Origin of the sequence: Marinifaba aquimaris, assembly GCF_013328345.1 — a bacterium.
Classification (GTDB): Bacteria; Pseudomonadota; Gammaproteobacteria; order Enterobacterales; family Alteromonadaceae; genus Marinifaba; species Marinifaba aquimaris.
Map to the genome: position 1 here is coordinate 1 of NZ_JABULX010000002.1, position 24,341 is coordinate 24,341.

Sequence of the window (24,341 nt, forward strand, 5' to 3'; positions counted from 1 at the left end):
TGTTTGTTTTGGGTTCAACTTTCAGTTTAGTGCTGAAAGTCAATGCAAGGAGCGAGGCTGTCTTAGAGGATTATCAGGTCTTTCATTTTGCACATTATTCAACTTACCGTTGAACAATACACGCCTACATTTGGCTTTTAATAGCCTAACCCGTTAGTACTGAAAATTTATCAGAAGCTATAAAAAAGGAGGTATAAACCTCCTTATCTAATCACCCAACTAAAACGGGTTTATTTACCCAGCTTGATGCAAGCAGTGCAGACAAGTTATCCATGACCAATTCGGGTTCGCTTTGGCTAATTGGCACACCGTAGTTATAGCCATAAGTTAAACCTGCCGATAAGCACCCAGCAGCTTTTGCTGCCTTGATGTCGTTTTCAGAATCGCCCACCATCACAATTTCAGTCATTTGGCAGTTAAACTGTTTAGCTAAGTGTAATAAACCCATCGGCGATGGTTTTTTCTCTTTTAGCGTTTGTCCGCCCACCCAAGCAGAGAAGTACGGCATAATTTCAGCCGCGGTTAAAATCGGCTCAACAAAGGCATCACTTTTGTTGGTTAACACCGCCAATTCAAAACCTTGTTGTTTCAGTGTTTTTAACGTTTCGGCTACGTTTGGGTAAACCACATCGCGATGATGGCCTGCCTGTGCATAATGTTCATTAAATAAAAAACGGGCTTTCTTAAGTAAAGCTGCCGGTAAGTTTTCATCTACCTGAATATTTCGGCTTAAACCACGTGCAACTAATACATCTGAGCCATTGCCTATCCAGGTTTTGATCACATCGGTGGCAATGGGCGCTTGGTCAAGGTCGGCTAACGTGCAGTTTAAGGCATAAGCGATTGTTGGTAATGAATCTACTAACGTGCCGTCTAAATCGAATACAAAAAGTTTGATCATTTAAGAAGCTTCACTGTCTGTTTTATTGTTTGCTCTATTGGGTCAATTATTCTCGGTATTTGAGATTTACTCAGTTTGATATAAAGCGCGAACTTGCAGGCCAATTAACTCGGCCGCTTGTGTTAACACATCATCCGTTTGGCAATAAGATAATCGGATGCATTCTTGTGTGTGCTGCCAGTTTTGGTTTAATGCAAAGAAAAATGGCGCACCATCCATCACCAATACGCCTTGTTTTTTCAGTAATTGATAAAGTTCAGTCGATGATACGGGTAAACCTTCAAACCAAATCCACAAAAAGAATGCGCCCTCAGCTTGATGGATACGATACGGTAAACCGTTTAAGGTTTTATTTAACTCACCAATAAAATGGTCGCGTTTCGCTTGGTAAAAAGGGCGAATAATAGTGTGTTTAATATGCTCAAGCTGACCTTGCTGTAAGATGCGCGTCATCAGATCGGGCCCTAAATTGCCATTTGCCAAGCTGACAATAGTATTGACCTTAACAAACTCTTCGATAACGTGTTCATTGGCGATAACAATGCCGGTTCTAACAGCGGGCAAGCCCAGCTTAGACAAGCTCAACGCTAAAATGTGATGCGGCTGCCATTGATAATCAGTTGTTTGGTAAACAATACCGGGAAATGGCTCACCATAAGCACAATCAATCACTAATGGGATCTGATTAGTTTTTGCTAACTTAGATAATTGCGCTAGCTCTTTATCTGACACCATATTACCCGTTGGGTTAGTTGGTCTCGATACACAAAGCGCGGCAACTTGCTCGGTAATATCCAGCGCGTCAAAATCGATATGGTACTTAAAGCTGTGCTCACCTACTTTCTCAATCAGCGGTTTATTACCAAGAAAATAATCATCGCTGATACCTTGGTCACTGTAACCTAAATATTCAGGCATTAAAGGAAACAGCAGCTTTTTGTGATCGCGCTCTGATTGACCCGCTAACATATTAATTAAAATAAAAAAGGCAGATTGACTACCATTGGCAATGGCAATGTTTTTCTCTGAGATATTCCAACCTTGGGTTTGGTTTAAGTAATCAGCTAAAGCACTGATAAAACGCTCTGAACCTTGTGGCGATTGATATACGCCGATCAGTTTGTGTAATTCATCAGGGTTATTGGCAATTTGATGTAAATGCTCAGCAATAATGGCTTCAAACTCATCGATTTTGGCTGGGTTTCCGCCCCCTAAAAACAATAAATCAGGATTGACGTTGAGCGCATCGCCCAAGTCAGCCATTAAGTTAACAATGCCAGATTCAGCAGTGAGCTGCTGCCCAAATTGAGAAAGTTTCATTTTTATATTTTTTATGATTAAAAAAGCTACGGCATTATAACCTTAGCTAGGCTATTCACCTACTGGCAAAAAGTGACTTGGGATAAAATGAATAATGGAGGCGGTTAATACCAATCTTGCAGGCCATACCTTTGCAGGATCACTTTGAGTTGGCCGGTTTTTCTGAGCCGTTCGATGCCATCAGACAGTAATGCAGCAAGTTTGGCCGATTCTGGGTGTTTGGGAGCAAAGCCGATATAAACCGGATCATGGCTGACTCTAGCGAGTAATTTAAACTTGTCTTTATCTGGATGGTAACGCAAATGGTGTTTAAGCACAGATTCATCTTCGATAAAACCATCTAAGCGATTAGACAGCACCATTTGTAAGTTGCGCTCAAGTGGGTCATCACCTGATGTCACATCCACACCCGTTGACAGGGCCAAACGCTCGGCCAGAAACTTATCAATTTCAGCACCATAGGAATAACCTTCAATGACGCCTAGCCGCAACTCTTGTAAGGTTTCAATTCCTTTAAATTGGGTGCTATCTTGTGCGCGAACAATCACGCTATTATCGGCATAGCCTAATGCGGTATCGGGGAAGATTAAATCCTCAGCATCACTGGGAAATGCGCCAATTAAACCATTGGCACGACCCGTTCTAACTAACGTAATTGCTTGGTTCCATTCCATGGTTTTGTATATGACGTGATAGCCATGCGAGGAAAGTACAACTTTAGCAATTTCAACAAGATAACCAGGGCGTTCTGATTCGGGTAAGCAATTATAGGGACACCACTGATCGGCCACTAGCACCACGGTTTGATTGTTAGTTTCCGCGGCTTTAAGGCCAAAAGCGATGAAAAATGTAAAAAAGAACAGCAATACCTTCATTACTTTGACCCCAGATTTAACACAATAACTATTAAATGTAGTCTAGCTAGGCTGAATGCCCAAAGTATGACGTTATCGTTTAGCTGCGCTAAACCGATTGCAAAATCCCCATGAGTTTGTGGGCGTGTTCAGCGGCTTCTCGCCCTAGGTTTGTTAAATAGCCACCATCTGGTTGAGTGACCAAACCTTTGTCGTAAAGGCGTTTGGCTGCAGCGACTTTTTCATCGCCTGCATCTGAATGTACTTTCAACCCTTCGTGTACTGAAGCTAAGGTGTATAACACGAGGATCTTCAGTTCTTCATTTGTTTCTGTATTTATTGGCATCTGATTTCCTTCTATTTTTCACTGCAAGCGCGCAATAACTAAAGCTTAGTAAGCAGTGGCTATTTCGCCACTCGCTTTTGTGAAATTTTCATGGCAAATCAGTTAACTACCGGGTGCTTCGGTATTATTTCGGTAGTAGCTCAAGTCCAATAATCCAGGGTGAGCCGTCAGGCCAATAAGCTGATTGATGATGCCATCCATCTCTATTGTACTCGGTGTCCAAGATGGCGTTTGCTGCGAGTAACGCCATGGAATAGCCACACCTGATATTTGCGTTGTCGCAATACCAAAGTTGTTATCATCCCACTCAAGAAAATCTTCAAGTAAAGTTAAATCGGAGACAATGTAACCCGCTATTGTCGGTGCATGCGCATAGTTACCCGGTTGGTCAGCCAAAGTATCGTAATAAGGCGTTTCACTGGCAAAGGTATTTTCACCAAAACCATAACCCCATACATAGTCGGCCTCGCTAAAATTAGCTTGCCAGTAAGCCTTTTCGGCGACCGCTTGTTCACTCATTAGCGTTCGGTAGTTCGCCGAATCGAGTGCGGCTTTAATCATAAAGAAGTTTTGTTGATGAATAGTCGCGCTAATCGGATCACCATTTTCATCTGCTGGCATAACATTACCGTCATAAACATAGCGTTCAAAGGCTTCACCCGAGTCGTAATGCTGTGTCCATAAATCGATAGCTGAGACATCACCTGTATTTCGACTATGCCATACAGCCTGCATCTGGAGGTTATAAACACCTTGGGTCGATTGTGCATTACCTGTTAAATCTTGAGTTGCCGCCACGGTACCTGCCGAGGCATCAATGATAATTCCAGCCCAATCGATTGAACCGGTTATCGAATCCACTTTGCTGACGATATCCGTGTTAGATGCAAAAACATTGCGGGTAAAATTAAGTGCAGAAACAAGCTGCGCCGTTGCAATAACTGAGTACTCATTGGTTGTGCCATTATTACCCGAAGTATCGACTTCTGCTTTAAACATACCTAAGTCATTTCGTTGATGTACATATGATGGATTATCGCCATTTAACGATTCAAGCGTGGCTAAAATAAGTGTGGCAGCATCAGGTTGCCAACCCATTGAGAAGCCAATATTTAAAGCCGTTAACCCATGCGCAGTTGCAGAAACTGACAGCATGGCATCTTGTGAGCCAACTAAATCATAGTGGCTGCGGTACATACCCGTTGTACTTTCACGCATCGCTTGAATGGTAGTATAAGTATCCTGTGCAATATCACTGGCTTGAATGATTTGTTGCTCATTAGCGATGGGGGCATTGGTTGAATCCCATTTGAAATTAACAACTGAGTATTGAGGCAAATTGTAGTTAAAAAACTGTCCTTTCCAGTTAATATCAAAGCTAATAGCCGCATTGGTACGATTGACAACAACAGTCACAACGGTGGCATCTGGATTTTTAAACGATACGGTTTCAAGCTGCCCTGCAAAAGTTGTCGAGTCGATGCGAACAGCATCAGGACGAATAAACTGACTAAAATGCGCCAAAGCAAAATATTCAGCATTAGGTAACATATCGCCATTGCTATCGATAGTTACCACCCCGCGACAATCTGCACAGCCGCCTTGAGTCGGACCATTATTTTCATCTAAGGCAAGCGAGCTATAGTAAATAGCCTTAACCGATTTACGCAACGAGCCAATAAACATATCGCCAGCATCTTGCGCTAAAATTTCACCAAAACTGCGGCTATCTTCTTGATTACTACACTCGGTTAGATAAATGCTCTTATCAGGGCGATTAAGTAATAATTCATCAAACGCTTGGCTGTAATCAGCAAAACCATTGGTCGCTTGATAACACTGGAAACCTGCGATATTAACCGTATTATTGATCTCGTTGTAACTAAATAGCGTTTTTGCATAGTTGGCAATATCAGCACTATTTTGAGTGTCGTTATCCGTCCAGTTACCATCCCAAACGATGAACTCAGGGTTGATGTTGGCAGTCGTCAGTGCAGGGTCTAAATAATCGGTATAGAAATCTCTAAAATCGAGTGCTTCGAAACGCTGAGTGGGAAAGTCACTTTCTTCATGCGGTTGGTTTTGCACACTAAAGTAATCAAATTCAATACCTTCTGTCTGGTAATCTTCAAAAAACTTAACAAAATAGTTGGCATAGCTGGTGTAAAACTCATTTCGAACTTCTCCGCCTTGCAAGCTATCAGAGTCTTTCATCCAGCCGGGTGCACTCCAGTTAGTTGCGATAACATCGATATCACTGTTCTCTGCTAATGCTGATTGCAATACAGGTAATAAAAAGTCTCTATCCGCAGCGATTGTAAAAAAGTCTAAATCAGGGTCAGTCAAACCAGCTGGTCGTTCGTTATAACTTTGCGCAACACGAGACACAAACTCACTCATACCGGCAAGTGGGTAACGCAAACCAGAAATACCAATACCATCATCGCGATTAAATAACTGAGCAATAATGGCGTCGCGTTTATCTGACGCATTAATTAATGAAGCGGCCGAATCAGTTAATGTCGCACCAAACGAATCGATTGTTTGATACTCAACACCTTCCGATACATCAATTTGGAATAACGCTGTACCCGTACCTATTTTCAGCTCTTCATCAGCTTGCTTTTCGAGTAATGCCGTTTGGTCATAACTGGTTAACCAAACCGGGACAGTATTAACCAAGATAGAATTGACGGTATGAGTGTAATCTATTGACTGACTTTGAATACCGCGACTGTTGTTAAGAATATAAAATTGTCGAGTACCTAAATCGGCGCAATCTAGAGTAAATTCGCCTTCTAGCTCAGCACCGAGCTCGGCAATAAGGTCATCGGTCTCACTGTCATAAACCGTTAGTTCATGGGCATCACCTTCAGTGTCGGTTTCCACTCGAACAGCATAACGCAGCGCTTCTTCACCTAAACTACATTCACCCGAAACGGTCACTGGCGTTTGAATGGTATCCGTGTGGATAGTTCCCATATCGAGGAAGAAGGTTGTTTCAACTTGACCGTCATTGGCAAACGCTTGAACGACTAAACTATTGCCACCTTGGCCTGTGGTATTAATCACACCGCATTGCTGGCTATTAAGCGATAAATCAGTGAAGGTGCTATCCCCGTAACGATAGCTTGCACTATAAGTTAACGCATCGTTATCAGGATCAGAACCTTCAACACAGACGACAATATTTTGGTTATCGCGATATTGGCCACTAAACTGCTCACCACTATCGACATTGATACCCACACTTGGAGCAGAGTTGAGTTCAGAACTGACCACATGACTATAGATCAAAGAGTTGACAGTTTGACCGCGACTTGTGGTGCGAATAGCAAAGTTAGTTGCGCCTTGTTCGTCACACGAGAGCGTAAAGTTACCGGCAACGACCTGCCCCATGCTGGCTAGCACATCATTCGTATTAATATCTATCGTATCAACACTATAGATATCACCTTCAGGATCGGCTGAAATTAAGACAGTGTAATTAAGCGGTGGATCACCCACCCGACAACTACCACTAGAGCTAATGGCAATATTGATATTATCTTCCAATACAATGCCCGGCGTCAGCGTATCATTAGTGGTAGCCGTACCATCGCCAACAAATCCTTCAATAACCAGTTCCTTGCCGCCCTGATTTGTTAAATCTAGGTTGCCACAAAGTGCAGATAAGGTTAGTTCTTGTTGAGGGTCGGTACCTAATTGGTAGAAAATTTGTGTAGTTAATGGGTCAGAATTTGGGTCACTGACAGTGGCACAAATTTGGATAGTTTGATTATCTCTAAGCTGACCAGAGAAGTATTCTGCATTATTAATGGATAAATCGATCGTAGGCGCATCATTCACCACATTAGTAACAGTATGCTGGTAAGTAAGTGATTGGCTGGCAATACCACGCGCCGTATTTTTAACATAAAAGTTAGTAACACCATTGGCGTTACAGTCAAAAGAGACATAACCAATGGTTGTATTTCCTAAACTTTGAATAAGCGTGTTAGTGTCGGCGTTATATACTTCTAATTCATGTGTATCACCTTCTGTATCGGGAGATACAGTTACAGGGTAAAGTCGCGCCGCATCACCAATTCGGCAAGTTTGACCATAGGTAGATGGAAACTGAACCGTATCTCGATGAATTTCAAATTCAACTTGTTGGCTAATATTTTCTTTACCATCGGTTGAATCAATAAGAATAGATAGAACTTTTCCTCCTTGACCATTAGTACTCACATCAGCACAGTTACTGCTCAAATTTAAAACTTGCCATACACCATCATCAAATCTATATATAACATTTGATAGCACATTATCACCATCTTCATCGGATTCAGTAATACACACTTCAATATCCTGATTATCTCGAATCAAACCTTCATACTGCTCTGCATTATTGATGCTCACAGTCACATCAGGTGGGGTATTAGGCACATCTAACACTTCGTGCTCATACGCTAGGGATAACGTTGATAAATTGCGACTTTGGTTGCGAATATAGAAAAAACGCTCGCCAACTGCACTACATGGAAAAGACAATTGGTACGGAGGTGTGCCCCCTATTGCTGCAATTAAATTGTTATTTTCTGCATCAAAAACATCAAGCTGAATATCATCACTTTCAGTATCATCTGGAATGTCGATATTATAAGTCAAAGAGCCAGAGCCCAGACCACAACTATTACTCGCTGAGGTAGCGATTTGGATGGTATCTAAATAAATTTCACCTAAATTTTGGAATAGGCTCGTACTGACTTCACCGTCAGAGCTCGTCGCATCAATCACTAAGTTTTGAGCCCCTCGATTTAACGTACTTAATTGTGCGCAATTATCATCGTCTAAATCGAGCTCTACTTCTGTTTCATCATCAAAACGATAGCTGGCATCAACAGCTACAGGTAAACCTTCTGGATCTTCTGATGTAAAACACACTTCAAGTAGCTGTTGGTCTCGATATTGAGTTTGATTGTCAACGGTAAACGTATCCCCCGTGACAGCCATTTCAAGGGTCGGTGGCTGGTTAATACTCTCAGTTACTACATGCTGGTAAGTCACCGAATTAACGGTTAAATCTCGACTTGTGTTTCGAATGTAAAAATCAGTTTGCCCTAATTCATCACACGCGAGTGAAAAAGTACCGGTTGTTACCGAACCTAAGGTTTGAATGATAGATTCATCATCGGCATTGATAACGGTTAAATTATGGCTATCGCCTTCAGAATCAGCATCAACAGTGACACTGTAGTTTTGTGCATCAGCACCTGAGACACAGCTGCCACTACTGCTACTGGCAAATTGAACGGTATCAGCATGAACATCTCCTACGTTTCTAGAATCAGTTGCCGTTGCAAATCCATCACTGGCACTAGCAAAAAAGATAAGTTCCTGACCGCCTCGGCCAAAAGTACTTAATTCAGCACAAGTATCGGCTAGTGTGAGCGTTTGCTGTGCTTCATCATCAAATTGTGCAGCTAACGAGAGCGTTAATGCATCGCCATCAGCATCTGAAGCTTCAACACAAACCTGCAAAGTTTGATTATCTCGATACTGTAAATCGACTAAATCACCTTGTGGAATAGTGATACTCAATTCAGGTACAGAATTGGCTTCGCTTGTCACCGAATGAGAATACGTTAATGAGTCTTTTGTTTGGCCGCGGCTAGTATTTCTTAGTAGGTATTGTGTTTGCCCCAAGGTGTCACAAGCAAAACTAATGGTTTCTTGAGTAAATTGCCCCAAGCTTTTTAACGTTTGACCTGAATCACTATCAATAACATCAACACTGTAACTATCAAATTCGGTATCAGTATTAATAGCAAGATTAACGGACTGTGCTGCATCACCCATAACACAACGACTATTGATACTCTGCCCTACCTGCAAAGTATCTTGATGAATAATGCTTAAATCTTGTACTTGCGTCGTGGTATTGCTGGCATCACTGGCTTCTGCAATTAGAGTTAACCTTTTATCGCCATCATCACCAATAACGATATCAGCGCAATTATTTACCAATGTAGCCTCTTGTCGGCCATCACTATCAAATTGATAATACAAGCGGTTAGTCGTGAGCTCCCCTTCAAAATCGAGTACAGAAATACAAGCGGTAATGGTTTGGTAATCTCGAATTAACCCACCAAAGCGCACAGCACTGACAGGCTCAAATACTATCATTGGAGGTTGATTACTGCCGTCGCTACCCTTAGCAATATAGACACTACCCGGTGCATCGTCAGTTGCAAACTGTTCTGCCACATCAGTATCTAGTAGGTCTTTACACTTAGCTTGAATACTGGCGCCATCTCTAACATTATCAGTATCAAGTTCAACTTCAGCCCTAGGTTGCTGACTAAACCACAACTGACCGTCTTGCATCACTTGCACTTCTGTACTATCACCTTGGGGATCTGTACAGTTAGGTAAATTGATAATAAAACTGTCTTGGTTATCGGCAATCGCTAATATTTGATCTTGAGCAAAACTGCCCAAAGGTTCCGAAGTTTCGATAGAGTTGAGTATTAAAGCAATACTTGCTGCATCAGAAACAGTCTGAGTATTCCCTTGACTGACAGCTGCACGAACTAAAATATCGCCATCAAGCCCAGCAACTGGCAATGTGAACTGGCTATCGGTTGTAGCCACATTTTGCCAACTAGTACCACCATCTGTTGAAAACTGACCAACTTGCGACAACGAAGCTGCATCTGCGCCCGTAATGCTAATATCGACATCGAGATCACATATGCTGGCAAAACTGCGCCACGTATCTAGGTTATTAACCACTTGATACTCACATGAGCTGGGTAGATTTGCAGCATCGTAGCTGATATTGACCGTGATGTTGGCTGGTGGCTGACCGGGATCTGTTGGGTTGTCACCTCCGCCTCCTGAGCCTCCACCACATGATGCTAGTAAACCTGTTAATACTACCCAATAAAAACTACGAACCACACTCAACCCCGATACAAATTTTTGACACCTTTTTACCAAGGTGTTTCAAAACAATATAAGCAACTGTTTTGCTTTAATTTTTTATTTTACCTTACTGATAATACACAAAGTTCACACCAACTCTATACCGCAACAAGAAACAAGGTTCGTAAACCCAGAGTTACATAAATTACAGAATTGGAAACAATGTAGAAATACAGGCATTGACATAATATGACCACAGACATAATATGTCCGTCATATTATGTCACTACACATAAGGCTTATTTTCAATGTTCTTAAGTGTTATCGACAGGTTTGGTTTTTGCTAGAGCCTAGTTAAGAAAATAAGCTTAATTTTCATTGGTTAAGCGGGTATTCGAAACGACAGCTCAACGTTACTTCAAGGTAATGACTTTGGCAACCACGTAGATTTGATGTGTTATACGGTTAGCACACTCACGATCTCCAATCGTAAGAGCGACGCTTTGTCAATCTAGCCATCATCGGATGACAATTTGCCTAAATGGAATATTAGGCGCCTTCCTTAGCCCTAGTTCTGTAGTGAGACTAGGGCTTTTTTTTGCTCCGAATAAATAAATTGATAACCTAACTCAATCAATTTCTGGCTACTAATGTGTTTCCCTGCTTGTTGATTATCGACTTTATCTTGCAAGCTTTCGTCCTGGCATCTTGCATCTAATGCCAATTGATAAAATGCCCTTTTACTCATTTGTTCCGGACAACTGATATTGATAACATCAGGTAACGTATTTAAAGTCAGTAAGAAGTGAATTGCTGCCACCACATCTTCTCTGTGCACCATATTTACTGGCATCTTTGAGCTTATCGCCTTCAGCCTTTTGACAAAGTTAGCAGGGTCTCTATCAGGGCCAAATAAACCGGCTAGTCGACAAACCATAAGTTCGCCGTTAAATGCTTTAGCAACCTCAGCTTCAACTTGCCATAACGCTAAACCTTTTTCTGATAGCAATTCGTGTGTGGTTATATCTTCTGTTAACGCAAGTGGTAAATCGGATTCAGTAAAGCTTTGTGCTATTTCTGGATAGACAGCAGTAGAACTGCAAAAAACTAAACGTTTGACCGCATATTGATTGCAATAATCAGTAAGTTTTAACCAATACTTTAAATAATTATGACCACGACCTGAGCGAAACCCAGGAGGGAAGCAACCGATGACAATGTCAGTATCAAAAACCGCTTTTAAAGCCGCTTCATCTAGCTTAGCCGCCAGTAAATTATCAAGATCCAACTGGCAGGTCTTAATACCCTTCGCTTGTATCTTTTTGAGTTTATCTAGATCACGGCTCGTTGCCGTAACACAATAACCCTGCTCAGCCAATTTTGCGGCTAGCGTTTGACCTAACCAACCTGCACCTATGATGGATACTTTCTTCATAACGTCACTAAAAAATTACTTTGATAGTTATCATAACAAAGCAAAATCAAATAATCTGATTTGTCGCTTGCAGATAACAAAGAACTTAGCCAAAATACTGTATATAAAAACAGACACCAGAATGCATTCGTGAAGTTATATATTGCAGAGAAACCGAGTTTAGGCCGCGCTATTGCCCAAGTGCTTCCCAAGCCTCATAAAAACGAGCAAGGTTATATTCAATTAGCCAATGGTGATTGTGTGACCTGGTGCGTCGGACATTTACTCGAGCAAGCCGCGCCAGATGACTATGATGACAAATACAAAAAATGGCAATTTGACCATTTACCTATTGTGCCTGAAAGTTGGCAATTAAAGGCAAAAGCTAAAACACGTAGCCAACTGAGTGTAATAAAAAAATTGGTAAAAAAAGCCAGTGAGATCATCAATGCAGGGGATCCAGACAGAGAGGGGCAAATTCTCGTAGATGAAGTGATCAATCACGCCAAACCAAGTAGCAATAAAATTCAAAATGCCAAGCGCCTGTTAATCAATGACCTAAACCCACAAGCAGTCAAAAAAGCACTGGCTAATTTAAAACCTAACAAAGAGTTTATCCCTCTAGCCACTTCGGCTTTAGCTAGAGCCAGAGCCGATTGGCTTTATGGCATGAATATGACCAGAGCTTATACCCTACAAGGGCAAAAAGCAGGCTACAAAGGCGTCTTATCCGTTGGTCGTGTTCAAACCCCATTATTAGGTTTAGTGGTGGAACGAGATAACACTATCAAAGACTTTATCAGTAAACCTTTTTATCAAGTATTGGCAGATTTAATCACACAGAATAATGAGCGATTTAAAGCGAAGTGGGTTCCAAGTGCCGCTTGCCAGGACCATCTTGATGAAGAAGGTCGCCTATTAAACAAAGCGTTGGCTGAAAATATTGTCAATCGTATTAGTGGAAAGGCTGCTAAAGTTGAAAAAGTAGAGCGCGAATTAAAAAAGCAAAATGCGCCCCTCCCCTTTAACCTTTCACAGTTACAAATGACCGCGAATAAAGCCTTTGGCATTAATGCCAAAGCTTGTCTAGACACCTGCCAAGCTTTGTACGAAAAGCATAAATTAATTACCTATCCTCGGTCAGACTGCCAGTACTTGCCACTCGATCATTTTTATCAAGCGAATGACGTTGTATCGTCCATTGCCAGCACAAACACAGCATTAAACCAAGCGTGCCAAGATGCTGACACGAGGATTAAAAGCAAAGCTTGGAACAATGCAAAAGTTGATGCTCACCACGCCATTATTCCCACGACTAAAAAAGCAGATATAAGCAAGCTGAGCCAATATGAAGCAAAGGTTTATAACCTTATTGCTAAGCAGTATTTAGCACAGTTTTATCCCGCACATGAGTTTGAAGACATAAAAGTTAAAGTACGCATCGAAACGGGACAATTTAGCGCATCGAGTAAGCAGACTAAAGTGTTAGGCTGGAAGTCTATTTTAGGCAAACCTGAACAGCAATCAGCGCATACACTGCCCCCTTTAGAAGAAGGACAAGATCTAACTTGTGTCCAAGGTATTTTAGAAGAAAAGCAAACTGAGCCGCCCAAACACTTTACCGATGCGAGTTTACTCAGTGCCATGACAGGTATTGCTCGTTATGTAAAAGACAAAGCCATTAAACAAATATTAAAAGATACAGATGGCCTTGGCACTGAAGCAACCCGTGCAGGTATGATTGAATTGTTAATAAAACGAGGTTTTATTACTCGACAAAATAAGAATATTCTTGCCACCGCAGCAGGCACACAACTGATAGCAAGTTTGCCTAGTCAAGCAACTACGCCAGATATGACTGCATTATGGGAAGCTAATTTAGATCAAATTAGTCATAAAACAATGAGCTATCAGCATTTTATGGCCCCCATGTTGGAAAATTTACAGGCTTTACTGATAACCGCAGAACAAACGCAAATGCCCAACATGGCTCATTTGACCAGTCCAGCAAAAACGCCGTTTAAAAAGCGAAAATCAACGGCTAGTAAAGGTAAGTTCAATACAAAAACCGCGAGTAAAACAAAAAAACGTTAGCCCATACTTGCTAACGTTTTATTATTGATTAGATAATGAATGCGAGATCGCTTCAGCTAGTGACTCCACTGCTTCGATTTCCGCTTTACTAAAACCTTGCTCTCTTGCTTCTGTGGAAGAGAAATTTAATGTCCCCCAGATTTTATCGCCTTGGCGAATAGGCGTGCCAACATAACTGAGTAATTGCATCATGACGTATACCGGATGCAATAACATTTCTTCCATTTTACCGACATTGTTATAAACCACAGTCTGCTTCTTATCACATACAGCACTGCAATATGTGTCTTTTAACTCAAAGGCATCGCCAACTTTGAAAACAGGCATAGCAGAATCAATCGCTTTAATAGTGTAAGTTTTACCTTCAATATTGGAAATAATCGCTGTCTCAAGCGCTAACTTTTTTCTTAATTCAGCTATTTGTGCTTGATATTGTTCCATTAAAACGACCTTTATTAAATTGACTAGCTCTTGTGATTATTAAACCTTTTAACTGAAAATCAAGTATATAAACCAATGTTTATTATGCATTTATTCTGTGATGGTCACTGGGACATCGACAACCGTTTCACAGCTCAAATGCAACGTATTTTTAGCCACACCTAATACAAAGCAGCTTTGCTGCTGAATTTTACTAATGGCCATGATATCGCCTAAAGAGCGATGAGCGAGTGACGTTATTTGCCCTTCTGTTGTCGAAGTCTGCTCTAACGACTCATTTTCATAACTATTAACAGCTTTCGCAGCAATAAATAAAGCCTCTTCGCGTGCTTGGGCACGTAAGGCTTTAAAGTCAGCTGGCACCTCATCCTTAACGGTGAGTTTTACTTTTATCGTTTGGTACTTTAACTGTTCATTATTTTCGTAGTTGATTTGCCCCAAAGTTACTTCGGGTTCTTCAACTTTTATTTCGGTTTCAACTGCAGTCAAATCTGGATTAGATTCAAGCGTTTGACTGCATGCACCGAGCATTAAACTCAATGCAATAAATAGAGGCGTTTTTTTCTTCATCTTTTTTATTGATATTTCTTTTCTGCTTTGCGGACTTTGTACAAGTAACGACGAGATTCCACTCTTGGGTGCTGCTGAGTTAATTTATCATAGACTTCATTTGCCGCTAAAGTGTTGATGCGCTCAATAGCCACTTTTCTATCGTTAGAGAAGGTTTTTAACACATTACCCGCCCCGCCATTATAAGCAGATATCACCGCATAATGACGACTGGTAAGATTGCTAATTTTCGATAAATACTGATTTTTTAAAATATACAAATATGCCGTGCCAATATCGATATTCTGTTTTGGATCAAACAAAACCTGCTTTGATGGTTGGCCCGCTTTATTTTTTACTTTTTGATAGACATCTCGTCCTGCTGTACTGGATACCACTTGCATTAAACCATAAGCATTAGCATGGCTGACCGCAAAAGGGTTAAAGCTACTCTCAGTCTCGATAACACCGTATATTAATGCGGGGGCAATTTGATAACGTTTAGCCGATGATAGAACAAATTCACTGAACTTTTCTTGTCGTAAGTGCTGATGTTGCTCGACCAGCGAGATATCAACATAATGAGCAAACCGATAGTCTATGGCTCGCTTTTTAATGTGATGAGTAATGAGATAATCTGCAAATCGATTGGCCCGCCAAGGGTAAGCAATCGCTTGTTTGTCTTGATCTAAAACTTGTTGGTATAAAAAGGGTTTACCGGATGCCTTAGGTGTTTCACTGGAAAAGATATCGGTTTTATCGGGATCAGACGTTGCCAATAAGGTAGTCACAATCGCTTTTTGCAACATCTGTGTTGGCGACTTAGTATCGATAGTTTCGACCCTAACCCAACCTTTTTCAAAATCGACAATCGCTCTGGCCTTGTAATCATTAGTGTATTTAACATAGCGCTTATTAGTGGGTAGCTGAATTTGTTTTTCACCCCAAACAACGCGAATCCCTTTTTTGAGCTGAGTAAATAAATCACCGATGGCTTGTACATCTTTGACGATTTGCTCTGGGTTTTGCTGATAACGAACTTGTTTATCTTTAACAATCGCTTTAATAGCTTTATCCGGTTGTTCACTGGTTGCGATATCAAAAATACGCTGCTTATCCGTCGTCGTACAAGACACCAAAAACAAGCTCATTAAAATCAACAAAAAGCGCATACACGTCCTTGTAAATACAGTAAATGTTACAATCATTTTGTCATTGTTAATGACAGATTGTCGCTATACTAAATGCAATAATTTGTGTCTAAAAAACGAGCTCATGCGCTACTTTTTTATAATTTCATCGATATTTAGTTTGTTCTTTAGCGCGATAAGCTCAGCCAATGATGTCATTCAATTTTGTTCGATAGACAAAGCCTTCAAACCTTACTTTGACAACCGTCGCTCGCTTGAGCAACAAACCGATTTGATGTTAGCAAAACGTGTTTTAACCGGAATAAAAGCCAATAACTGGCAACATCAACTCCATACACTTCCTTGGCTTAGATGCATGAAAGGCTTGGAGTCGGGTCAATATCAAGCTGCATTTGCAATGATTAAAACACAAGAAAGAGCACGTATTTTTGCTTTTCCAGCTGATGTAAAACATTACCTCGCCAAGGTTGAATACCCCATCTTTTATCGAAAAGGAGGAGTGTTAGATCACTACACTATCAAACGCCTATTGTTCTCTGCCACTGGAGCATTTGATGTTGCTTATTATCGGAGCATTCAAGAGTTTGGTTTAGCCGCCCCTCTTGGCTATGTTGCCTATCACTATCTAGCCGACAAGCAATTATTGGCTGACACAACGCCAGATGCCGATGTTGCTTTTCATGCATTAAACGCTGATCGGTTAGATGGTTTTGTGATTGAAAGGGAGATAGGGCAAGCCTTACTTTTAGAGCAAGGGTTAGATGAAGTAATTGTTGCCACAGAACACGCTGTATTAAACGCTTATTGGCATGTCGCTTTTAACAAAGACTTTTACCAACAAAATACAGCCGCAGTCGATAATTTCTGGGCTCATTTGAACCCAGAAATACTGACAAAGAATTAACCTTGCCGTTTAATTAAATAAGCCGCGATAACGGTAAATAAAATACTTGGCATCAAAGCACCCACAATTGCCGGTAAATCGTATACCAAGGAGATAGGGCCAAAGACTCGATTGGTAATATGGAAACCAAACCCGATTACAACCCCCATCAAAATTCTCGCTCCCATCGATGTCGAGCGCAATGGACCAAATACAAAAGACAATGCCATTAACATCATCACTGCGACGGTAATAGGTTGAAAGAGCTTGCGCCAAAATGCCAATTGGTAGCGGCTGCCATCTTGATCGTTTGCTAATAAATAATCAAGATAATCAGACAGTTCTGAAATCGATAAGGCCTCAGGCGTCACTGATACAATACCCAGTTTATCGGGTGTCAATGACGATACCCATAGGTCTTTGTCTTGCTGTGATGTGCTGATTTGATTTTGCCCTAAATGAGTAACATCAACACTGTCTAACGACCAGCGGTTATTACTATACTGGGCAGAATCGGCGTGCAGTACTCGCTCCAATTGTAAATTATCAGCAAATTCATACACAGTTAGATCTTTTAACTCGCCGTTTTCATTGACTTCTTCTATGTGTACGAAATGATTACCATCTTTGGCCCAAACACCTTGGGACCCAGCTATTACCGAACCTTGAGTTATTTTGGCTCGACGCATTTGATAGGCTTCGTTTTCAAATTTCGGCGCAACCCACTCACCAATAATCAAAACTAACACCACTAAAATAGTCGTCGTTTTCATTGCGGATTTAATGATATCGAACTTAGACCAGCCAGAAGCTTGCATCACGATCAATTCAGAGTTTGAAGCTAATGCCCCCATGCCCAATAAACCACCTAAAAGAGCAGCCATTGGAAAAAAAATTTCAATATCTCGCGGCGCGGTGTAAAGAACAAATTGCAAAACATCCATCATGGTGTAGTCACCACGACCAATACTTTTCAATTGATCGACTAAGCGAATCAGACCACTTAGTGTCACTAACACCATCATAGAAGCAAAAGTCGACGTTAAAATGGCACGCCCAATGTGCAGGTCAATTATCTTTATCATGTCGCTCTCCCTGCCAAACGTGCTTTGATTCTAAGCCCAAGCGCCCGCTCATTTATCAATAAGTAGAGTCCGTAAATCAGCACTAAAGTATGTACCCACCAAAGGCCTATGGTCGGAGGAATCTTACCATCGGCAAGAGCCGACTTACCTGCCATCAGTAATAAGAAATAGGCCAAATAAATTAAAAATGCAGGGGCTAGCTTGGCCAAACGGCCCTGCCTTGGTTGAACTCTTGCTAGTGGGACAGCGATTAACGCAACCAAAGGCACTGAAAGCGGTAATGCAATTCGCCACTGTAATTCGGCAATGGCGTCGAGATCGTCTCTTTTCATTAATTCAGCAGTGCTGACGGACGAAAGCTTGCGCCTTTGCTCTTCAACTTCCTGCTCTTTGATCTTCATTTTCGAGGAGCCAAACTCAGTAATTTGGTAATCGCGTTTACCGCGCTCCCCTTCATATCGATAACCATCAGAAAGAATTAAAGTTTGATCGCCCAAACTGTCTTCTACTACTTCACCTTTTTGCGAATAAACAATGTTAAACCTTTGTTTTCGCGCTTCTTCTTGAGGTAACTGTGCCACAAAGACCCGATCAAACTCACTGCCCGAGTTTTCTGAATTGTGAACAAAAATAACGGCTTTACCATTTGAAGAATTTTGAAATTGCCCGGGGATAAGGGTCGATAACCCGATATCAGCAGCGAGTTTTTCTCTAAATTCACTGCGCTTTTCATACGCTGCGGGGCCCCACCAAACGGTATTTAGTGCAGTTAAGATGGCGACAAGTAAAGCAAAGACTAAGGTCACACGGGTGACAAACCATTCACTGACACCACAGGCTTTAAGCACTGACATTTCGTTGTCGGCGTAAAATCGACCATGAGCGAGGAAAATACCAATAAACAAACTCAGAGGTAGAATCAAACCAGCAAGCGGAGGAATATTAAGTAACAACATCCAAGCGACAAGGTCGGTGGGTAATTTGCCTTCCATTGCATCATCTAATACGCGAACCAATGCATTAGAACTAAAAATGGTCAGCATGACAAAAAAGACGGCCAACTGCGACTTGAATGTTTCGCTAAAAAGGTAACGGGAAATAATCAAAGGGAAATCCGTAAATTTGCTATTTTACTGCAATACTTAAAAATTTTAAGTAAACTCAGCGTTTTTACAAGAAAATACAACTAAAAACAGGCTAATTTTACAAAATTAATCAAAATTTTGGTCAACTTTTTACATAGCCTGTTCTAAACTCATAACCACAAACTAAGCATACTGGCTTAGTTTAACGAAATTGTAAAAGATCCTAAAAATACCTATTAGCAGGAGCCAAGATGGAATTCAGCGTAAAAAGTGGTAGTCCAGAAAAACAACGCAGCGCATGTATCGTTGTTGGTGTGTTTGAGCCACGTCGCCTAACTTCAATTGCCGAACAATTAGATAAAATCAGCGAAGGTTACATTAGTAACTTATTACGTCGTGGTGATTTAGAAGGCAAGCCGGGGCAAATGCTGTTGCTTCATCATGTACCTAATGTCTTAAGTGAGCGCGTTTTACTCGTTGGTTGCGGTAAAGAACGTGAACTTGATGAACGTCAATACAAGCAAATTATTGCCAAAACAATTAATACATTAAACGAAACGGGTTCGATGGAAGCCGTTTGTTTCTTATCGGAGTTACACGTTAAAGGTCGTGACGCCTACTGGAAAGTTCGTCACGCTGTCGAAGCAACTCAAGATTGCTTATACACCTTTGACCAACTGAAAAGCAAAAAAGGCGAGACTCGTCGCCCACTTCGCAAAATTGTCTTCAATGTGCCTACTCGTCGTGAGTTACCAATTGGCGAACGCGCAATTGCAGAAGGTTTAGCTGTATCTTCTGGTAGCAAGCTTTGTAAAGACGTCGCGAATATGCCACCAAATATCTGTAACCCAGCCTACTTAGGTGAGCAAGCACAAGCATTAGCAACGGAGTTTGACAAAGTTGATGTTGAGCTGATTGGCGAAGAACAAATGAAAGAGCTGGGTATGAATTCATACTTAGCTGTAGGCCGTGGCTCTGACAACGAGTCAATTATGTCGGTTATCAACTACCAAGGTGGTGACAAAGACACGGCCCCCGTTGTTTTAGTTGGTAAAGGTTTAACTTTCGATTCAGGTGGTATTTCAATCAAACCAGGTGCTGGTATGGATGAAATGAAATACGACATGGGTGGTGCTGCAGGTGTTATCGGCACGATGCGCTCATTAGCTGAGCTAGACTTACCTATCAATGTAATTGGCGTATTAGCAGGTTGTGAAAATATGCCTGATGCCAATGCTTATCGACCTGGTGACATTTTAACGACAATGTCTGGCCAAACGGTTGAAGTACTCAACACTGATGCCGAAGGTCGTTTAGTTTTATGTGATGCATTAACTTACGTGGAACGTTTTAACCCTGCGTTAGTTATCGATGTTGCAACATTAACAGGCGCATGTGTGATTGCACTTGGTGCGCATGCATCTGCAGTTTATTCAAGTCACAATCCACTTGCTCATGATTTAACATCAGCAGCAGAACAATCAGGCGATCGTGCTTGGCGCATGCCGCTATGGGATGAGTACCAAGAGCAGCTGGAAAGTCCATTTGCAGATATGGCTAATATTGGTGGCCGTGAAGCAGGTTCGATTACCGCAGCATGTTTCCTTGCTCGTTACACGAAAAAGTACACATGGGCACACATGGATATTGCCGGTACAGCTTGGAAAGGCGGTAAGAACAAAGGCTCAACAGGTCGCCCTGTTCCTATGTTGACTCAATTTTTACTTAACTATGCAACCGAACACTCAGAGCAACCGAGTAATTAATGTCAGCCGTACATTTTTATCTTTTTGATGAAACTTATGAGCAGGTCGAAAATGTACCTGCTCATATTGATTTTGCCTGTCGTTTAGCGGCTCATTGTTACAGACAAAATCAAAAAATCTTTATCTACACGGGTGATCAAACCCAAGCCAATCAAGTTGATGAATACCTATGGCAATTTGATGCACAAAGCTTTGTTGCGCACAATTTGCAAGGCGAAGGCCCTAAATTTGGCAGCCCAGTTGAAATAGGTTGCGAAGTTCCTAAAGGTTCTCGACAAATTCTGATAAACTTGTCGCCATCTATGCCTGATTTTGCCAAGCGCTACCCTCAAGTTTTTGATTTTGTTCCACATCAAGAGGAATTAAAACAAGTAGCACGAGAGCGTTACAAGCAATACAAACAATCAGGCCACCAATTAACAACTGAACCCGCCTACCCTGCGCAATAGTGCACGATAAGTCGAGCTCAGATAATATAAATTTTAACTGATATTTTTTGATACCAGCCATGGAAAAAACATTTAATCCGCAAGCGATAGAAAGCGAGTTATACAACTCTTGGGAAGAAAAAGGTTACTTCAAACCATCAGGTGAAGGTACACCTTACTCAATTATGATCCCGCCACCAAATGTCACTGGTAGCCTGCATATGGGTCACGCTTTCCAAGATACCATTATGGATACCCTTATTCGCTACAAGCGTATGAAAGGTAACAATACTTTATGGCAGGTTGGTACTGACCATGCGGGTATTGCAACACAAATGGTTGTTGAACGAAAACTTGCCGCAGAAGAAGGTAAAACACGCCACGATTTAGGACGTGATGCTTTTATCGACCGCATTTGGGATTGGAAAAAAGAGTCTGGTGGTACTATCACCAAACAGCTTCGTCGTTTAGGTGCATCTGTTGATTGGGACAGAGAGCGCTTCACCATGGATGAAGGCTTATCAGAAGCAGTTAAAGAAGTATTTGTTCGTTTACACAAAGAAGATTTAATCTACCGCGGTAAGCGCCTTGTAAACTGGGATCCTAAATTACACACAGCAATCTCAGATTTAGAAGTTGAAAACAAAGACAAACAAGGCCACATGTGGAATTTCCGCTATCCATTAGCCGATGGCGTTAAGACCAAAGACGGCAAAGATTACATTGTAGTCGCGACAACTCGGCCAGAAACCATGTTAGGTGATACGGGTGTTGCGGTTAACCCAGATGATGAGCGTTACCAAGATTTAATTGGTAAAGATATCCTTTTACCTATTGTTAACCGCCGTATTACGATTGTTGGCGATGAACACGCTGATATGGAAAAAGGCACTGGTTGTGTAAAAATCACGCCTGCGCATGACTTTAACGATAATGAAGTCGGTAAACGTCATCAATTGCCAATGATCAACATCTTCGACAAAGATGCAGCTATTTTAACTCAAGGCGAAAGTTATACCTTCGATGGTAAAGAACTTGAGCTAGATGCGCCGATTCCTGAGCGTTTCCACGGTTTAGATCGCTTTGCAGCACGTAAAGCGATTGTTGCTGAATTTGAAGCGTTAGGTTTATTAGAAGTAATCGATGATCACTCACTGACGGTACCTTACGGTGACCGTTCTGGTGTGGTAATCGAACCATTACTGACCGACCAGTGGTATGTGCGCGTAGCGCCATTAGCAGAGCCAGCTAAACAAGCCGTTGCCGATGGTGAAATTAAGTTTGTACCACAACAGTACGAGAACATGTACAACGCTTGGATGAACGACATTCAAGATTGGTGTATTTCACGTCAGTTATGGTGGGGCCACCGTATTCCTGCATGGTATGACGAGCAAGGCAATGTTTATGTTGGTCGTGATGAAGCTGAAGTGCGAAGTGAAAACAACATTGCTGATGATGTGGTATTAACACAAGACGAAGACGTTTTAGATACTTGGTTCTCGTCTGCCCTTTGGACTTTCTCAACATTAGGTTGGCCTGAGCAAACTGAAGATTTAAAAACCTTCCACCCTACTGATGTACTAGTGACTGGTTTTGACATCATCTTCTTCTGGGTTGCGCGTATGATCATGATGACCATGCACTTTAACAAAGACGAAAATGGCAAAGCACAAGTACCATTTAAAACCGTTTATGTAACCGGTCTTATCCGTGATGAAAACGGCGATAAAATGTCTAAATCTAAAGGTAACGTACTGGATCCAATCGATATGATTGACGGTATCGACCTTGAAAGCTTAGTTGAAAAGCGTTGCGGCAACATGATGCAACCGCAACTAGCGAAGAAGATTGAAAAGAACACACGTAAAACATTTGAAAACGGTATTGAAGCACACGGTACAGACGCCCTTCGCTTCACACTAGCGGCTATGGCATCAACGGGCCGTGATATCAACTGGGATATGAGCCGTTTGGAAGGTTACCGCAACTTCTGTAACAAACTTTGGAATGCCAGCCGTTACGTATTAATGAATACAGAAGAGCACGACTGTGGCTTTAATGATGCTGAAAAAGAGTATTCACTAGCCGATCGTTGGATCTTAGGCCAATTCCAAAATACGGTTCGAACTTATAACGAGCACTTAGATAACTATCGTTTCGATTTAGCCGCTAATACAGTTTATGAATTCACTTGGAACCAATTCTGTGACTGGTACTTAGAATTAACTAAACCCGTATTATTTAAAGGTAACGAAGCGCAGCAACGTGCTACACGTCATACTCTTGTGACAATACTGGAGCAGTTATTACGCTTAATGCACCCGCTAATGCCTTACATTACAGAGACTATCTGGAAGAGTGTTGCGCCATTAGCAGGTATAAAAGCCGATACCATTATGAATCAAGCTTTCCCTGAGTTTGATGCCTCTAAAGTCGATGAAGCAGCGATGGCTGATTTAGACTGGGTGAAGAGTTTTATCGTCGGTATCCGTAATATTCGTGGTGAAATGGATATATCGCCAAATAAACCGCTTAATGCCTTTATCAAAAATGCAGGTACTGAAGATATTCGCCGCTTAACGGCAAACCAAAGCTTCTTACAAGGTTTAGCTAAGTTAGAAACAATCGATGTACTCAGCGAGAGTGATGAAGCCCCAGCATCTGCTACTGCATTAGTTGGTGAGATGGAAATTCTTATCCCAATGGCAGGTTTAATTGATGTTGAAGCAGAACTTGCACGTATTGAGAAGAACATTGAAAAAATCAGCAAAGATTTAGGTCGCATCCAAGGCAAGCTTTCAAATGAGAAGTTTGTTAGCAAAGCACCAGAGGCGGTCATTGAAAAAGAAAAAGCTAAGCTTGAGGAAGTACAAACAGCTTTAGCTAAGTTAGAAGAGCAAAAAGCAACCATTCAAGCGTTGTAAACTCTCTAGATCATTATGAATAAAAGCCGAATCTTATGATTCGGCTTTTTTTCTGCTATTGCCTATTGAGGATTAAAATAGACCTTACCACCTAATCATCATTACATTCTGATAAGTTACTACCGAAAAACTCTTTTATAAAATGTAAAAAAAGTAAACAAATATTTCAAATAGTTATTTTAAAA

General features: G+C 41.4%; 16 protein-coding genes. 5 read left to right on the plus strand and 11 right to left on the minus strand.

Translation table 11 applies throughout. The features are described from left to right. Positions 1-211 precede the first annotated feature (211 nt). The 6 genes from HR060_RS01555 to HR060_RS01580 all read right to left on the minus strand — a co-directional run bounded on the left by HR060_RS01555 (position 212) and on the right by HR060_RS01580 (position 11,768). Positions 212-901, minus strand: a complete 690-nt coding sequence (locus tag HR060_RS01555) for a phosphoglycolate phosphatase (RefSeq protein ID WP_174198510.1) — start codon at positions 899-901, stop codon at positions 212-214. Positions 902-967: 66 nt separating this feature from the next. After that, the gene (locus tag HR060_RS01560; RefSeq protein ID WP_174198511.1) at positions 968-2,221 is read right to left on the minus strand and encodes a valine--pyruvate transaminase; all 1,254 of its coding nucleotides are present in this window, start codon (positions 2,219-2,221) and stop codon (positions 968-970) included. A 104-nt stretch (positions 2,222-2,325) separates the two neighbouring features. Then, complete coding sequence (locus HR060_RS01565) at positions 2,326-3,096, minus strand: substrate-binding periplasmic protein (RefSeq protein ID WP_174198512.1); 771 nt, start codon at positions 3,094-3,096, stop codon at positions 2,326-2,328. An 88-nt stretch (positions 3,097-3,184) separates the two neighbouring features. After that, positions 3,185-3,421, minus strand: a complete 237-nt coding sequence (locus HR060_RS01570) for a TIGR02647 family protein (protein WP_174198513.1) — start codon at positions 3,419-3,421, stop codon at positions 3,185-3,187. Positions 3,422-3,523: 102 nt separating this feature from the next. Next, on the minus strand, positions 3,524-10,369 hold the full coding sequence (locus HR060_RS19725; protein WP_174198514.1) for a glycoside hydrolase family 30 beta sandwich domain-containing protein: 6,846 nt from the start codon (positions 10,367-10,369) through the stop codon (positions 3,524-3,526). Between the two features lie 532 nt (positions 10,370-10,901). Continuing rightward, complete coding sequence (locus tag HR060_RS01580; RefSeq protein WP_174198515.1) at positions 10,902-11,768, minus strand: NAD-dependent epimerase/dehydratase family protein; 867 nt, start codon at positions 11,766-11,768, stop codon at positions 10,902-10,904. 129 nt (positions 11,769-11,897) lie between these two features. On the opposite strand from HR060_RS01580, the gene HR060_RS01585 reads away from it, so the two are divergent. Next, positions 11,898-13,841, plus strand: a complete 1,944-nt coding sequence (locus HR060_RS01585; protein ID WP_174198516.1) for a DNA topoisomerase 3 — start codon at positions 11,898-11,900, stop codon at positions 13,839-13,841. A 21-nt stretch (positions 13,842-13,862) separates the two neighbouring features. Here HR060_RS01585 and HR060_RS01590 read toward each other — a convergent pair whose 3' ends face one another. The 3 genes from HR060_RS01590 to mltC all read right to left on the minus strand — a co-directional run bounded on the left by HR060_RS01590 (position 13,863) and on the right by mltC (position 16,003). Then, positions 13,863-14,282: a GAF domain-containing protein gene (locus HR060_RS01590; protein WP_174198517.1), complete on the minus strand. Its 420-nt coding sequence runs from the start codon at positions 14,280-14,282 to the stop codon at positions 13,863-13,865. A gap of 90 nt (positions 14,283-14,372) precedes the next feature. Next, entirely contained in the window at positions 14,373-14,852 is a 480-nt protein-coding gene (locus tag HR060_RS01595) for a hypothetical protein (protein WP_174198518.1), read from the minus strand. Positions 14,853-14,857: 5 nt separating this feature from the next. Continuing rightward, positions 14,858-16,003: a membrane-bound lytic murein transglycosylase MltC gene (gene mltC, locus HR060_RS01600; RefSeq protein WP_174198519.1), complete on the minus strand. Its 1,146-nt coding sequence runs from the start codon at positions 16,001-16,003 to the stop codon at positions 14,858-14,860. 103 nt (positions 16,004-16,106) lie between these two features. Here mltC and HR060_RS01605 point away from each other — a divergent pair, with 103 nt between their 5' ends. Beyond that, entirely contained in the window at positions 16,107-16,886 is a 780-nt protein-coding gene (locus HR060_RS01605; protein ID WP_174198520.1) for a type 2 periplasmic-binding domain-containing protein, read from the plus strand. On the opposite strand, the gene lptG is transcribed toward HR060_RS01605, so the two are convergent. Further along, on the minus strand, positions 16,883-17,947 hold the full coding sequence (lptG, locus tag HR060_RS01610) for an LPS export ABC transporter permease LptG (protein ID WP_174198710.1): 1,065 nt from the start codon (positions 17,945-17,947) through the stop codon (positions 16,883-16,885). The genes HR060_RS01605 and lptG overlap by 4 nt on opposite strands. Beyond that, positions 17,947-19,056, minus strand: coding sequence for an LPS export ABC transporter permease LptF (gene lptF / locus HR060_RS01615; RefSeq protein ID WP_174198521.1), 1,110 nt, complete (start codon positions 19,054-19,056; stop codon positions 17,947-17,949). Before lptF ends, lptG begins: the two co-directional genes overlap by 1 nt. A gap of 230 nt (positions 19,057-19,286) precedes the next feature. On the opposite strand from lptF, the gene pepA reads away from it, so the two are divergent. From pepA to HR060_RS01630, 3 genes are read left to right on the plus strand one after another with little or no spacing between them, the layout of a single operon-like run. Continuing rightward, the gene (gene pepA / locus HR060_RS01620) at positions 19,287-20,801 is read left to right on the plus strand and encodes a leucyl aminopeptidase (RefSeq protein ID WP_174198522.1); all 1,515 of its coding nucleotides are present in this window, start codon (positions 19,287-19,289) and stop codon (positions 20,799-20,801) included. Beyond that, entirely contained in the window at positions 20,801-21,250 is a 450-nt protein-coding gene (locus tag HR060_RS01625; protein WP_174198523.1) for a DNA polymerase III subunit chi, read from the plus strand. Before pepA ends, HR060_RS01625 begins: the two co-directional genes overlap by 1 nt. Positions 21,251-21,309: 59 nt before the next feature. Continuing rightward, on the plus strand, positions 21,310-24,156 hold the full coding sequence (locus HR060_RS01630) for a valine--tRNA ligase (protein WP_174198524.1): 2,847 nt from the start codon (positions 21,310-21,312) through the stop codon (positions 24,154-24,156). Positions 24,157-24,341: the final 185 nt, after the last annotated feature.